The sequence below is a fragment of the Bacillus sp. UNC69MF genome (assembly GCF_000746035.1).
Lineage (GTDB): Bacteria > Bacillota > Bacilli > Bacillales > Bacillaceae > Bacillus > Bacillus velezensis.
This window is the reverse complement of record NZ_KN050798.1, coordinates 232,466-245,745: the sequence shown is the minus strand read 5'-3', so window position 1 is coordinate 245,745 and position 13,280 is coordinate 232,466. Positions and strand designations below refer to the sequence as shown.

15 protein-coding genes are annotated in these 13,280 nt (G+C 45.5%); 2 read left to right on the top strand and 13 right to left on the bottom strand.

Translation table 11 applies throughout. The annotated features are described in order from the left end of the window. Positions 1-13: 13 nt before the first annotated feature. The 9 genes from BR62_RS0113440 to BR62_RS0113400 all read right to left on the bottom strand — a co-directional run bounded on the left by BR62_RS0113440 (position 14) and on the right by BR62_RS0113400 (position 9,787). Positions 14-766 carry a YjbA family protein gene (locus BR62_RS0113440; protein ID WP_014304784.1) on the bottom strand — a complete coding sequence of 251 codons (753 nt, stop codon included), beginning with the start codon at positions 764-766 and terminating at the stop codon, positions 14-16. A gap of 147 nt (positions 767-913) precedes the next feature. After that, positions 914-1,828, bottom strand: coding sequence for an oligopeptide ABC transporter permease (gene opp4C, locus BR62_RS0113435; RefSeq protein WP_007409117.1), 915 nt, complete (start codon positions 1,826-1,828; stop codon positions 914-916). A gap of 21 nt (positions 1,829-1,849) precedes the next feature. After that, positions 1,850-2,800 (bottom strand): ABC transporter permease, encoded by a 951-nt coding sequence (locus BR62_RS0113430; RefSeq protein WP_003155051.1) that lies wholly within the window; start codon positions 2,798-2,800, stop codon positions 1,850-1,852. 66 nt (positions 2,801-2,866) lie between these two features. Next, a complete protein-coding gene (locus BR62_RS0113425; RefSeq protein ID WP_012117280.1) occupies positions 2,867-4,495 on the bottom strand; it encodes a peptide-binding protein in 1,629 nt (542 codons plus the stop codon). Positions 4,496-4,572: 77 nt separating this feature from the next. Beyond that, on the bottom strand, positions 4,573-5,562 hold the full coding sequence (locus BR62_RS0113420) for an ABC transporter ATP-binding protein (RefSeq protein ID WP_003155053.1): 990 nt from the start codon (positions 5,560-5,562) through the stop codon (positions 4,573-4,575). Then, a complete protein-coding gene (locus BR62_RS0113415; protein ID WP_012117279.1) occupies positions 5,559-6,545 on the bottom strand; it encodes an ABC transporter ATP-binding protein in 987 nt (328 codons plus the stop codon). Before BR62_RS0113415 ends, BR62_RS0113420 begins: the two co-directional genes overlap by 4 nt. A 173-nt stretch (positions 6,546-6,718) precedes the next feature. Further along, complete coding sequence (locus BR62_RS0113410; RefSeq protein WP_012117278.1) at positions 6,719-7,504, bottom strand: DUF2268 domain-containing putative Zn-dependent protease; 786 nt, start codon at positions 7,502-7,504, stop codon at positions 6,719-6,721. An 83-nt stretch (positions 7,505-7,587) separates the two neighbouring features. Next, positions 7,588-8,826 (bottom strand): beta-ketoacyl-ACP synthase II, encoded by a 1,239-nt coding sequence (fabF, locus tag BR62_RS0113405; RefSeq protein WP_003155056.1) that lies wholly within the window; start codon positions 8,824-8,826, stop codon positions 7,588-7,590. 22 nt (positions 8,827-8,848) lie between these two features. Next, on the bottom strand, positions 8,849-9,787 hold the full coding sequence (locus BR62_RS0113400) for a beta-ketoacyl-ACP synthase III (RefSeq protein WP_007409122.1): 939 nt from the start codon (positions 9,785-9,787) through the stop codon (positions 8,849-8,851). Between the two features lie 166 nt (positions 9,788-9,953). Here BR62_RS0113400 and BR62_RS0113395 point away from each other — a divergent pair, with 166 nt between their 5' ends. Further along, positions 9,954-10,172 carry a hypothetical protein gene (locus tag BR62_RS0113395; protein ID WP_007409123.1) on the top strand — a complete coding sequence of 73 codons (219 nt, stop codon included), beginning with the start codon at positions 9,954-9,956 and terminating at the stop codon, positions 10,170-10,172. A gap of 28 nt (positions 10,173-10,200) precedes the next feature. Here the strand turns inward: BR62_RS0113395 and BR62_RS0113390 are convergent, their stop codons facing one another. The 4 genes from BR62_RS0113390 to BR62_RS0113375 form a co-directional block, all read right to left on the bottom strand. Continuing rightward, a complete protein-coding gene (locus tag BR62_RS0113390) occupies positions 10,201-10,392 on the bottom strand; it encodes a ComZ family protein (protein WP_003155061.1) in 192 nt (63 codons plus the stop codon). A gap of 12 nt (positions 10,393-10,404) precedes the next feature. Next, positions 10,405-11,358: a BMP family ABC transporter substrate-binding protein gene (locus BR62_RS0113385; RefSeq protein ID WP_007409125.1), complete on the bottom strand. Its 954-nt coding sequence runs from the start codon at positions 11,356-11,358 to the stop codon at positions 10,405-10,407. Positions 11,359-11,447: 89 nt separating this feature from the next. After that, complete coding sequence (locus tag BR62_RS0113380) at positions 11,448-12,014, bottom strand: Rossmann-fold NAD(P)-binding domain-containing protein (protein ID WP_007409126.1); 567 nt, start codon at positions 12,012-12,014, stop codon at positions 11,448-11,450. A gap of 82 nt (positions 12,015-12,096) precedes the next feature. After that, entirely contained in the window at positions 12,097-12,831 is a 735-nt protein-coding gene (locus tag BR62_RS0113375) for a hypothetical protein (protein WP_007409127.1), read from the bottom strand. A gap of 260 nt (positions 12,832-13,091) precedes the next feature. Between BR62_RS0113375 and BR62_RS0113365 the strand changes: the two genes are divergently transcribed. Continuing rightward, entirely contained in the window at positions 13,092-13,277 is a 186-nt protein-coding gene (locus BR62_RS0113365; RefSeq protein WP_007409129.1) for a YjzD family protein, read from the top strand. Positions 13,278-13,280 lie beyond the last annotated feature (3 nt).

The following is a 13,280-nucleotide window of genomic DNA, read 5'->3' as shown; positions in this document are numbered from 1 at the left end:
CTCCGCCTCTTTTTTAGTTCACTTTTGATTCCTGCTCCATTTCCCAAAGCTTTTCGAAAAACGGCTGCCCTTTAATCAAATTTTCACAGAACGCAAGATGTTTATCTGACCAGCCTTCAATTGTTTCATTGTAAAGCATGTCCCAAATCTCTTCAAAGCTCATCCGTTTGATCTGCTCATACATATGCGGATTCCATTCCGTGTACCAATACACAATTTCCGCACGGTTTTTCAGCCCTTTCAGCTGGTCGAGCGCCATAAACATCAGCTGCTTGATCTGCCGCTCTTTTCTCGTCAGCCCTCTGACGTGCTCCGGCGCCAATGACAAAATGTGATATTCCTTTGAAGACTCCAATTGCGACGGCTCAAATTGAAACGATTCCGGTTCTACATCCTTTACCATTTCATAAACAAGCTGCTCCTGTCTCGGAATCAGGCGGCTCTTTCTGACCGGAATCGTATACCCGATCGTATCCACGGCAATGATGCCGATCCCGTCTGTCACGACAAAACAATACTCCAGCTTTGTCCGCTCATGATTTTTTCGAACGTATGACTTTTGGTGGACTTGGTCAAGCAGCTCTTTCGGAAGCTCTGATAAGTCGTTTTCTATGTAATGAAATAATACCGACGGCACTCTGAGCAGCGGCGTCTGATCCAAAAGCTCAACCGTGTCTTCCTTCCGCCATTCGTGAAAATGGCATACATTGTAGCCGTTTTCTTCCCCTTCAAACCAATTGACCCATACATCATGAAGAAATAACATATTCGACCCCTCACTTTATAAAAACTGTTGTCCACAGTATAGGCAAGGGATAGATAAATTATTCCATTTCAATATGAGATTTCCGCATTACGGAGCTGGATTTCCGACTGCATCGCAACAAAAAAATCTCCCGTTCCGTCCGGGAGATCATTTCACATTTTTCGGATCAAGCGCATCACGCAGCCCGTCTCCGACAAAGTTAAAGCACAATACGGTAAGAAGAATCAACAACCCTGGGAATAACGGGTACCACCAAGCCTGAATCATAAGCGTAAAGTTCTGTGCATCCTGAAGCATATTGCCCCAGCTTGCGATCGGCGGCTGAATCCCGAAACCGAGATAACTTAATGTAGATTCCGCCAAAATAACCGTTCCCACCTTTAATGTGGCTGAGACAATAATCGGTCCGAGCGCATTCGGCAATATATGAGAAAAGATGATGTGATGATTTTTTGTACCGATCGTCTTTGCAGCTAATACAAACTCTCTGGAACGAAGCGATAAAAACTCCCCTCGGACAAGACGTGCCGTTGTTGTCCAGCCTGTAAGGGAGAAAATTAAAATTAATTTATCCATTCCGGGCTGGAAAATCGTAACAAGTGTAATAAGCAAAAATATATCAGGTATGGATAATACGATATCAACGGTTCTCATGAGAACGGCATCGACAATCCCTTTAAAATATCCGGCAACGGCTCCGACAACTGTCCCGATTGTAATCGCGCCGATCACAGAAGCGAATCCGACAAGCAAGGAGACGCGCGCCCCGTACAGAACCCTCGTAAAGATGTCTCTTCCGAATTTATCAGTTCCCATTAGATGTTTTAAGCTCGGCGGCTTCAAACGATTGATAAGAGATTGACTCTCCGGAGAGTAAGGAGCGATTACCGAAGCGAATAAGGCTGACAAGATGATGATGGTTAATATAACGGCTCCGATTACAGCTAGTTTATTTTGAAAGAACTTTTCGAAAAAAATCTTCGTCATTGTTTCCGGTTTGGATTGAATATTTTCCTTTAATTTTACTTCGCTGGGGGGTGTGCCGGTATTTGGCTGTAACATTTGACCTCTCACCTCTCTTTGTTAATATTCAATGCGGGGATCAACCAGCGCATATAAGATGTCCGCAATTAAATTCCCCACCACAACCAAAACAGCTGAAATGACCGTCATGGCCATGATAACCGGATAATCCCGCGAAAAGGCTGAATCAATAAACAATTTACCGAGACCCGGCCAAGTAAAAATCTGTTCTACCACTACCGCTCCCCCGATAAATGACGGTATCATCAGACCAAAAATAGTGATGACAGGAAGAAGTCCGTTTCTCAAACCGTGTTTAAAAATCACTTTATTATCTCGGAATCCTTTCGCACGCGCCGTTCGTATATAATCCTGTTTTAACACATCAAGCATACTGGATCTTGTGTATCTCGTTATCCCTGCCATGTCTGCCGTGGCGAGCACAAAAGCAGGCAGAATCAAGTGATGCAATCGGTCAAATATGTTAAAGTCAGCATTCAAAGTGCTTACTCCGCCAGTGGGAAACCACCCCAGATTTACAGATAAAACCATGATTAAAATCAAACCGAACCAAAAATTCGGAATGGCAAGCCCTAAAAATGAAGTAACAGTTATCCCGTAATCCAATTTTGAATAAGGACGTTTCGCTGACAGAACACCAAATGGAATAGAAATAAGAAGAGCGACAAGGGTTGAGAAAAGCATAAGCACAATCGTATTCGGTAAGCGGGATAAGATAAGTTCAGAAACTGGAGTGCCTTTCTTGACGATAGAAGTCCCGAAATCCCCTTGCAGCATATTCCCCAGCCATTTCACATATTGAACAGGTTCCGGATCATTCAACCCGTATTTTTCAATGAATTTTGCCCTGTCCGCTTGACTGATTGTAGGGTCCATCATAAGTGACATCGGGTCTCCCGGCGCTGCTTTCATGATGGCAAACGACAAAATTGTAATGCCTAAGAGAATCGGCAAGGACATTAATGTTCGCCGTAAAATATATGTAACCATGTTCTTGTCCCCTTTTTAAATAGGATAAGAGAGGAAAGGAACCTCCTTCCCTCTCCAGGGCTTTTGCTATTTTTGATCCAGCCACCATTTTTCAATATTGTACAAGTCATTTTTAGGGTGGAATACATAGCCTTGTAAATTATTCGGCATCGCTCTGTGGTAATTGTAATAGAATAAGAAGCTGTACGGCTGATCTTCAGCAATCAATTTGTATATCTCTTCATACTTCTTTTGGTATTCTTTTCTGTCTGTAATTGTCTTCGCTTCTTCAAGCAGCTTATCGACTTTCGGGTTTTTATACCAGATATTATTCAGCCCGTTTTTCGATTGGCTTGAATGGAAGATAGAGAATTGATCCGGGAACGTTGCAAGACTCCATCCGAGAAGAAGAGCGTCATAATCCCAATTAGGGGCACTTGTCTGTTCGATTAACGCACTGAATTCAACAATTCGCGGTTTAGCCTCGATTCCAACTTCTTTTAATTGCTGCTGAACGACAACAGCTAAATCTTCACGAATTTTATTGCCTTGATTCGTTTTAATTTCAAATGAGAATTTTTTTCCGTCTTTATCAAGGTAGCCGTCACCGTCATGGTCTTCCCATCCGGCTTCTTTTAGCAGCTGCTTTGCTTTTTTCGGATTATAATCAAATGTCGGCACTTTAGACTTCGGATAATTCCATGACAGCGGACTCTCAGGAACATCCGCTACCTTACCGTCTCCGTTCAGCACTTGATCCACCATTGCCTGCCTGTCAAGAGCGTAAGTCAATGCCTGACGCACTTTTTTGTCTTTAAAGATCTCTTTTTTCTCATTCCAGCCGATATAGCTGTAGTTTAAACCAAGGTCAGATTTGACCTTCACATTTCCAAACGTTTTAACCGTATCAAAATCTGTGCCCGGCACAACGAAGAAATCAATATCCCCCGCTTTTAACTGGGCCACGGCCGCGTTAGAATCAGGTATTGTTTTGACTGTCACTGAATCAAGGTAAGGTCTGCCGCCAAAGTAATCATCATTTGCTTCCAGTTTGACATACTCGCCCTTTTTCCACTCAACAAACTTAAACGGACCGGAGCCGATTGGATTTTTACGGTTAAATTCATTCTCTCCCAGATCAGCAACCGGGACCTTACCCAATATATGTTTAGGCAAAATGCCGTAACTGTCGAGAACGACATTATAGAAATAGGCATCTTTTTTCTTCATTTTAAACTGAATTTCATATTTTCCTTTTTTCGTTACGGATTTAAGGGACTCAAAACCCGAGCCACGCTCACCGTTGTAATCTTTGTTAAGAGGGATGCTGTAGGTGAAAACAACATCATCGGCCGTCAGCTCTTTTCCATCATGGAATTTTACGCCTTTTTTCAGTTTTACATCATACGTTAATCCCCCGTCAGCTTCTGTTACTTTTTCAGCCAGCGACGGCTTGACGTTTAATTTCTCATCAGTTTCCAATAATGTGCTGTAAAGCATTCCTTCAATATCAGAACTTGCAACATCAGTAGAATAAAGTGGATTAAAAAGTGTGGGTTCCCCGGTTGACCCGACAACCAAATCTCCGCCTTTTTGCGGTTTTCCTGCCGGTTTGGATTCGGTGCTTGTGGATTTTGAGCCGGAGCAGGCTGACAGGAAGATGGCAAACGCCATAAAAACACTTAGCATCATCAGTGCGCTTTTACGTAATTTCATATCAATTCCCCCTTTGTGATATATATGCAGCAAACTGGTTATGTAATCCGGCATACCCCCTCTCGATGCTTGTCATTTCAGGCATATAAATGGCAGGCGACGTAATGGCCGGGAGCGGCTTCTTCAAATGCCGGGATTTGTTCCTTGCAGATCGGTTTGGCCATCGGGCACCGCGTGTGGAACACGCAGCCTTTCGGCGGGTTTGCCGGACTTGGCAGTTCTCCTTTCAGGATGATTCGTTCCCGCTTGACGGCGTCTTTTTTTCTCGTGACGGGCACTGAAGACAAAAGCGCTTGCGTATAAGGGTGAAGCGGATTGCCGTACAGCTCGTGTTTATCGGTCAGCTCCATCATTTTTCCAAGATACATGACGCCGACTCTGTCGCTGATATGGCGGACAACACTCAAATCATGAGAAATAAACAAATAGGTCAGGTTGAATTCATCCTGCAGTTCTTCCATCAGATTGATGACCTGGGCCTGAATGGAGACATCGAGTGCGGAAACGGGTTCATCCGCAATAATCAGCTCGGGATTCAACGTCAGAGCTCGCGCAATCCCGATCCGCTGGCGCTGCCCCCCGGAAAATTCGTGCGGATAGCGGTTTGCAAAGCTCGGATGAAGGCCGACTTTCGCCAGCAGCTCCTCCACCCGCTCGTTCCGCTCGCTCATGCTGTACATATGGTGAGTCTGGAACGGTTCTTTAATAATGGAACGCAGCGTTTTCCTCGGGTTAAGGGATGCGAAGGGATCTTGGAAGACCATCTGGATGTTTTTGCGGACGCTTTTTCTCAGCTTTTCTTCAGATAAGCCGGAGATATCCTGACCCTTAAATAGAATCCGGCCGTCTGTCGGCTTGTATAAACGGATCATCGTCCTTCCCGCCGTTGATTTGCCGCATCCTGATTCACCGACGATGCCGAGCGTCTCCCCGCGCTTCAGTGAAAAAGAAACACCGTCAACAGCCTTTATATCACCGACTTTCCTTTGAAAAAAACCGGAGCGGATCGGGAAATATTTTTTTACGTCTTTCAGCTCTAAAATCGTTTCTTGGCCTGCAGCTGTCATTTTGATTGGGCACCCTCTTCCTCATATAAAAAACATCTTACAGAACGGCCGCTTTCATGCGTTATCAGCTCCGGCTGCCCTGTTTTACATTTGTCCATCGCTTTTGAACACCTCGGGGCGAATCGGCAGCCTTCCGGAAGATTATCCGGTGTCGGGACACTGCCTTTGATCGCTTTTAATGTATCAATCTCTCCATCTATCACCGGTATGGAGTTTAACAGCCCTTCGGTATACGGATGAAGAGGGTTTAAAAATAAGTCCTCCACACTCGCGCTCTCTACGACTTGTCCGCAGTACATCACGATCACCCTGTCGGCGGCTTCGGAAACCACACCTAAATCGTGAGTGATCAGCAGAATGGAAGTATCGAATTTTTTGCAGAGGTCTTTCATCAGCTCCAATACTTGGGCTTGTATCGTCACATCAAGCGCCGTCGTCGGCTCATCAGCGATCAGAAGCTTCGGATTGCAGCTGAGCGCAATGGCGATCATCACCCTCTGTCTCATCCCTCCGGAAAGACGGTGCGGATATTCTTTCATTACTTGTTCCGCTCTGGAGAATCCGACGAGTTCCAGAAGCTCAACGGCTTTTTTGGACGCTTCTCTTTTATTCATTTTTTTATGGTATTCAAGCACTTCGGTAATTTGTTCGCCGATGGTCAGCACCGGATTCAGGGAAGTCATGGGCTCCTGAAAGATCATAGAGACGTCATTTCCGCGGATTTTGCAATATTCGTTTTCGGTGAAGGAGGCCAGGTCCCTGCCTTCAAGCTTAATCGAGCCGTCCATAATTTTTCCGCCCGAGCTTTGGACAAGTCCCATAATAGAAAGCGAGGTGATGCTTTTGCCCGAGCCGGATTCTCCTACAAGAGCGACGGTTTCGCCTTTGTTAATGTGAAAATCAACCCCGTCGACTGCGGGGATCGGCTGTTTCTTTCTGAAAAAATAGGTCTTTAAATTATTCACTTCTAATAGTGTGCTCATGATACGCCCCTTTCTCATTCCGCTGAAGCAGAGGGAAACATACGTTTCGCTATCACAAAATATAGAATAGTCGAAAAATTTTATAGTTGTATATTATTACATCATTATTACAAAAGCAAGAATTTTTTAGGATAAATGTAATATCCTTAAATAATTTCCATTCTTTTAATCTATTAAAGCGTTGCCTCCAGAAAGGTTTTTGAAGGGATGGCCAATGCTTCTTTTACTGTTTTTTGATGGTCGGTTAAATATTTTTTTACTATATTGAATCCGACGGCATAGCCGAGCATTGAGGGGAAGTATCCTTTTCCGTATAGCAGCTGGGAAAACATTCTGCTGTCTCTCGTTAAGCGGAGGTTCGGCTTGACTCTTTTTTCAAACAGAAAATCAAGCTGCTCAGGCGTATAGTAGGACGTCCATTCCGCCGTAAGACTTGAGCCGAACCGCTCATATACAGCATATTCTGCCAGCCCCTCCATCATGATTGTATCAAGAAATGTCTCGTCTTTTTCGTCCTTTGTCACATGTTCTAACCGGCAGACGTGATTATATTCATGTGTCATAAGAGCGGATACAGCTGAATTGGAACTATCCGACGATAGAAAGAGGAACATTTTGTCCCGAAAGGCCAGACCGGATTTTGATCCGAATTCCTGACGGATTTTCCGGTTTCGTTCATCGACGGGCAAAACTACGATCGGCACGTCCGGCCCGTTCCACTTCTCCTTTAAATAGGCTTCCTCCTTTTGAATATGGCTGTAGCATCCTTTTTCTTTCAGCCGTTTACTGGTCCTAACGCCATCCTTCAAATGGCGGAACATGCCGTGGTTTTGCAGCATGCCGAGTATCGGCTTCCACTCTTTCTTATCGGCCCCTGAAAAAAGCGGCAAAAGATGCGGGGCCAGATCATTTACGGATGCCGCCTTTTCCATCCATTGATATGTCTGCTTGACGCTCATACCGGTTCGCCTCCTCTTGTTGTTATCATATGCACGCACAAAAAAACCGGCCACCTTTTTCAGGCAGCCGGTCAGAAACTGTATTATTGATATTTTTTAAAGATCAAAGTGGCATTATGTCCGCCGAAGCCGAGCGAGTTGCTGAGAACGATGTTGACATCCTGCTCGCGCGCTTTGTCCGGTACATAATCTAAATCACACTCTTCATCAGGTGTTTCGATGTTAATCGTCGGCGGGATAATGCCGTCTTTAATGGCCATGACGGAGAAGATTGCTTCAATTCCTCCGGCAGCGCCTAACAAATGACCCGTCATTGATTTTGTCGAACTGACGGCAAGCTTGTACGCATGATCACCGAAAACGGTCTTAATGGCTTTTGTCTCATATTTATCATTGTAGTACGTGCTTGTGCCGTGAGCGTTGATGTAATCAATTTCTTCAGGCTTGATGCCCGCATCTTTAATTGCTTCCTGCATCGCTCTCGCACCGCCTTCCCCGTCTTGGGCAGGCGCGGTAATGTGGTAGGCGTCACCCGTTGAGCCGTAGCCGACAATTTCCCCGTAGATTTTCGCACCGCGGGCAAGGGCATGCTCAAGCTCTTCAAGCACGACGATCCCCGCGCCTTCTCCCATGACAAAGCCGTCACGGTTTTTATCAAACGGGCGGCTTGCCGTTTTCGGATCAGGATTTGTAGAAAGGGCTTTGTTTGCGCTGAAGCCCGCAAATGACATTCTTGTCAGCGGCGCTTCTGTTCCGCCCGTAATCATCGCATCGGCATCGCCGCGCTGAATGACTTTAAACGCGTCACCGATAGAGTTTGTTCCCGTCGCACATGCCGTCACCGTACAGGAGTTGACTCCTTTTGCTCCGAGAGCGATTGAGATTTGGCCTGTCGCCATATCCGGAATCATCATCGGAACAAAGAACGGGCTGACCCGTCTCGGCCCTTTTGTCAGGAAGATTTCGAATTGGGATTCAAGCGTTTCAAGACCGCCGATTCCGGACCCTACCCAAACGCCGACTCTCGGCGCGATCTCGTCTGTGATGTTCAGACCGGCATCTTGAACAGCCATTTTCGCGGCTACGACAGCATATTGCGTGAAGCGGTCCATTTTTCGCGCTTCTTTTTTATCCATGTGATTTTCAATATTGAAATCTTTCAGTTCAGCAGCTACTTTCGCCGGATACTCGTCCGATTCCACACGTGTGATCGGTCCGATTCCGGATACGCCGCCGATTGCATTTTTCCAGCTTGTTTCGGCGTCGTTTCCAAGCGGAGACAGGGCTCCAAGCCCTGTAACGACTACTCTTTTTTTACTCATCTTGTGTGCACCTCACCTTTTTTTATCGTCCCCAGCGTATTGCTATGGCGCCCCATGTCAATCCTCCGCCGAAACCGACCATGACGATGACGTCGCCGTCTTTAATTTTGCCTGCTTCCAGTTCCTCTACTAATGAAATCGGAATGGATGCTGCGGATGTGTTTCCATATTTATGGACTGTTTTAGACATCTTTTCAACCGGAAGCTCCAAACGTTCCCGTGCCGCTTCCATGATGCGGATGTTTGCCTGATGCGGAATCAAAAAGTCTACGTCCTCTTTGGAGAGGCCGGCTTTTTCAATGACATTTACACTCGATTCACCCATTTGCCGGACGGCGAATTTGAATACTTCTCTTCCATGCATGATTGTATGCCCTTTTTCATCTAAGTACAAGTGCTGACCGCCTGTACCGTCTGCTCCGAGCTCAAATGACAGTATGCCTCTGTCGTCGCTGACCGGTCCGATGACCGCCGCTCCGGCTCCGTCTCCGAACAGCACAGCCGTATTGCGGTCGTCCCAGTCGGTAATGCTTGAGAGCTTTTCCACGCCGACCACGAGGACATGTTTGTATGTTTGCGATTCAATGAATTGTTTGGCGGTTACGATACCGTACATAAAACCCGCACATGCGGCGCTGATATCCATCGCGCACGCTTTTTTGGCCCCGAGCTTCTCTTGTATCATACAGGAAACGGTAGGGAAAGACTGGTCAGGAGTAACCGTCGCCACGAGGATCATATCAAGCTCCTCAGCGGAAATGCCGGCCTGATCAAGCGCTTTTTGCGCAGCCTCAGCGGCCATGCCGGATGAATACATATCTTCCGCGGCGATTCTTCTTTCTTCTATACCTGTTCTCGTACGAATCCACTCGTCCGATGTATCTACCATTTGTTCAAGATCATGATTTGTCAGCACTTTTTCCGGGATGTAACGGCCGACGCCAAGAATTCCAGCTTTCATTGGAAAGACTCCTTTTTTATAATGAATTTAAAACTAATTAGTTATGATCAATTATTAGTATCAGGTACTAATTCTACCCTATTTTTTTTCTGTTGGCAATATATTCGTCTAAACTATCGGACGCTGCTCCTCATAGAATAAAAGGAAGACGAAAGGAGGCTTCACTATGGATATTTTCTCCAAAATGATGTTCGGCGATTCCAGAGACCGGGATAAAGAACCGGAAGAAAACCCGGAGCAGCCTCAGGCTGAAAACGAAGAAGAGATCGATTACAACCACGTGATGAATCAGCTGGGGTCCATCATGAACTCTCTGGATCAATTAAAGCCCGTATTTAAAGACTTTGCGCCGATGGTGTCCGCTATAAAGAAAAAAATCATGTGAAAAGCCACTTCATGAAAAGTGGCTCTCTTTATTTATTCAGCTCCCCGGCATCAGATCTGCCAAGCTCATACGCTTCCGCCATGACCGATGTAAACAGGTCCATAAACGGCTGAATCATTTCCATAGACAGATCTATGCCGGATTTCTCAAGCTCCGCCTTTGCTTCCGGCAGGTATTTCATCGCGATCTGCATAAATTCAAGAGACTTTTCATGCTGCATGTGTATCCACCTCTATTCATTTGACGGCAGTTCATTTGTTCGGTTATACGTTTTTACAAGGTCTGAGATTTTGTCTTGAAATGCTTTGTCCACCAGAGGGCTGAACGTCCCCATTTCAACGACTCCTTCCCTGAAATCAAAGTTGTGATCTCCGCTCTTGAGCGTACCTTTATTATATTGCTCGGCAATTAATGTATAGGCTTTATCTACGTTTTGCACCGTGCTTGTCAGCACCGTGTTTTTGCCGAGATTCGATTGTTCGGCGACATAGCCGATGGCGTAAAGCCCGTCTTTTTTGATTTGCTGAATGACAGGAACATTATACCCGTCTCCGGCTGGATATACAACATCCGTGCCTTCCGCTTTTAACTTCTCGTAAAGATGCAGCGCTTCATTGCCGTTATCCCAGTGGTCCGTAAATTCAGTGTTGACGGTGATATCAGGCTTTTCATATTTCGCCCCTTTGATAAAGCCGTCTACTTCAGGCTGCCACAAAAAGGAGGCGATGACGCCGACCTCATTGGTTTTTGACATATGGGCGGCTGTCATTCCCCCGAAAAAACCCATTGCTTCTCCCATAAGATGAACGCTTGTGACATTATCGCTTTTCGCCGTTCCGTTTGCGACGACGAATTCCATGTCGGGATAATCCTTGCTGATCATATTGAAGATTTCCTCGTATTCATTTCCGTGCCCGTATAAAAGATTGACTCCTTTTTTATGAAAATCATCTATCGCTTTTAAAATATCTTCATCGGATCTGATATTTTCTTTATAATAAACGTCAACGTTAAATTCAGATTGTATCGCTAATAAACCTTTGTAACCTTTTGTGCCCCATACCAAGTCACTGATAGTATCGGGAAAAAGCATTCCGACCTTCTCAATTTTTCCTTTAAACGGAGTTTGTGCGCATCCGCTCAATAAAAGGAGGACAGAAAAGATCATGACAAGCCTGGTGATCAAGCCATGTTCAACCCCTTTTCAAACTCATAACATGTATAATTGATATACGTTTATTGTAGCGGTAATGCACATAACATGGAAGGTATTTCTTAAAAAATGTCGAATATTGATGAAAATTGTCTTTTCCATTCTTTAATTTTTTCTTCCGCTTCCGTTTTTTGCGTTTTTTCTTTTATTTCCAGGGTAATAATCTGATTTTCGTCTTCTGTGCCGTATGCCTCAAGCTGATTCATCAGCCCGCAGACTGCGTCTTCTAAAAAGATCCTGCTTTCGCCATCTTCTTTTGCTTCTGTCCACGGACCGTAAAGGGGAGGAAGGATAATCGCTTTTGCCGTATCCCGCTGACCGTTTTTTTCCCAGTCTCCGTGATCCTCACTGTAAACAATCCAATATAAAGGCTCAGCCCTTTCTTCAGGCAGACACCCGCTCCCGTATTGAACGCAGATACGATCGTATTCCTTTTCACCGATTTCATCTATTATTTGAAAAAGCCCGTTTCTCGCGAGCCACATTAAACGTTCTTCTAAATACAGCTGCCTCGTTTTGTCCTCCGGTTCTGCCAAAATGACATCAACATGCACACCCTCATCCATCAACCGTTCGCACAATGAAAGGCCGAGAAATTCATCTGCTCCAATGATCAGCGCTGTCTTCATCACATCTGCCGCCTTTCCGGTTTTTCATTCGCACACAAGCCAAACAGCCCTCTGAAAAGAGATGGCTGTTGTATTCTATTCATTACAGGTCTTTTTCATGACTGCGGAAAAACCGGCAGATGGCTCTGTACATACGCGCAGGGTTCTCAAGCAGGTGATACGTGATATCAGTCTTGCTTCCGGTCTTTTCCCGGGCTTCTTTATACGCATTCGCATGCAGGGTGTACGGGTACGGCGCTCCGGTCGTTCTTTGCCATATATGTACCGGCACGCGGGTGCGGCAGCCGGTAATGGTCTGATAGCTCAGTGAGCTTGCCTCTTTTTCAGAAACACCGAAGCTCTGTGCCGTTTCCCTCAGAAACTGCTTATAAAAAAACTTATTTTCTTTCTCTGATTCAAAATGGGCTTGAAGGTCAAGACAAGGATCTAACATTGCGGCTGAACGGATATGCTCCGCTGAAGACTGCAGCAATTGATCGGCGATAAGGGCGCCCATGCCTTCTGCGAGCAAGTGTATTTTCGGATTGAGGATTTCTTGTTTCAGCACATAATGAATCAGCTGTCTGGCGTAAAGGACGGCTTTTTCCGAACCCCAATGCCGTCCGTATAAATTGCTGTTAAAAATGGTGTATCCTCTGTCAAGCATCGTATTTAACAGCTGGTTTCTCCCTTCATGTTCGAGCCAAAAGCTTGAGTCCCGGCTGACAAAGTGGGTTCTGTCCCCCAGAATAAAGATACAGAAGCCATTCGGCCGATACGGCAGATGGATGACGTTCAGCTCAGATCCGAATTGGAAAAATCTTTCCGTAATCCCCATGCCTGCCCGCCTCCTTTTACTCCTAATCTCTCTATTGGCTATCATATGTAAGAAGAATGAAAACGGATCGGATAAACTCCTATTTGCTGCTATGTTTTGGCTATTATCCCGAGCACAGGAACCGAATTTTCCATCAGACGGCCGGACAGGCGGGCAAATGTCAGTTTCAGGCGCGCTTTTTGATGAGAAAATGACCTTCCGCCCGCGCTTTATGTATGGTATGATACAACGTAGAATAAAATGAAGGACGAGGTGGAAACGTGCGGTTTATTATCGGTTTTATTTGGACGTTCCTTTTAACACATATGGCCTGTTATTTGGTCGCCTCCATGAACAGCGCGGCGTACAATTTCAAGCAATCATCCGTTATTGCCGTGGTTATTGCGGTGCTAGTCTTTGTTCTTGCGGAGATCATGCCTGTCAAACAGGATGCAAGCCAGCATTAAATA

Coding starts and splice junctions, on each gene's coding strand:
- BR62_RS0113380 (WP_007409126.1), bottom strand. CDS start 12,014: ATGAAGACAGCGCTGATCATTGGAGCAGATGAATTTCTCGGCCTTTCA.
- BR62_RS0113425 (WP_012117280.1), bottom strand. CDS start 4,495: ATGAAATTACGTAAAAGCGCACTGATGATGCTAAGTGTTTTTATGGCG.
- BR62_RS0113440 (WP_014304784.1), bottom strand. CDS start 766: ATGTTATTTCTTCATGATGTATGGGTCAATTGGTTTGAAGGGGAAGAA.
- opp4C (WP_007409117.1), bottom strand. CDS start 1,828: ATGTTACAGCCAAATACCGGCACACCCCCCAGCGAAGTAAAATTAAAG.
- BR62_RS0113390 (WP_003155061.1), bottom strand. CDS start 10,392: ATGCAGCATGAAAAGTCTCTTGAATTTATGCAGATCGCGATGAAATAC.
- BR62_RS0113430 (WP_003155051.1), bottom strand. CDS start 2,800: ATGGTTACATATATTTTACGGCGAACATTAATGTCCTTGCCGATTCTC.
- BR62_RS0113410 (WP_012117278.1), bottom strand. CDS start 7,504: ATGAGCGTCAAGCAGACATATCAATGGATGGAAAAGGCGGCATCCGTA.
- BR62_RS0113420 (WP_003155053.1), bottom strand. CDS start 5,562: ATGACAGCTGCAGGCCAAGAAACGATTTTAGAGCTGAAAGACGTAAAA.
- fabF (WP_003155056.1), bottom strand. CDS start 8,826: ATGAGTAAAAAAAGAGTAGTCGTTACAGGGCTTGGAGCCCTGTCTCCG.
- BR62_RS0113375 (WP_007409127.1), bottom strand. CDS start 12,831: ATGGGGATTACGGAAAGATTTTTCCAATTCGGATCTGAGCTGAACGTC.
- BR62_RS0113415 (WP_012117279.1), bottom strand. CDS start 6,545: ATGAGCACACTATTAGAAGTGAATAATTTAAAGACCTATTTTTTCAGA.
- BR62_RS0113400 (WP_007409122.1), bottom strand. CDS start 9,787: ATGAAAGCTGGAATTCTTGGCGTCGGCCGTTACATCCCGGAAAAAGTG.
- BR62_RS0113395 (WP_007409123.1), top strand. CDS start 9,954: ATGGATATTTTCTCCAAAATGATGTTCGGCGATTCCAGAGACCGGGAT.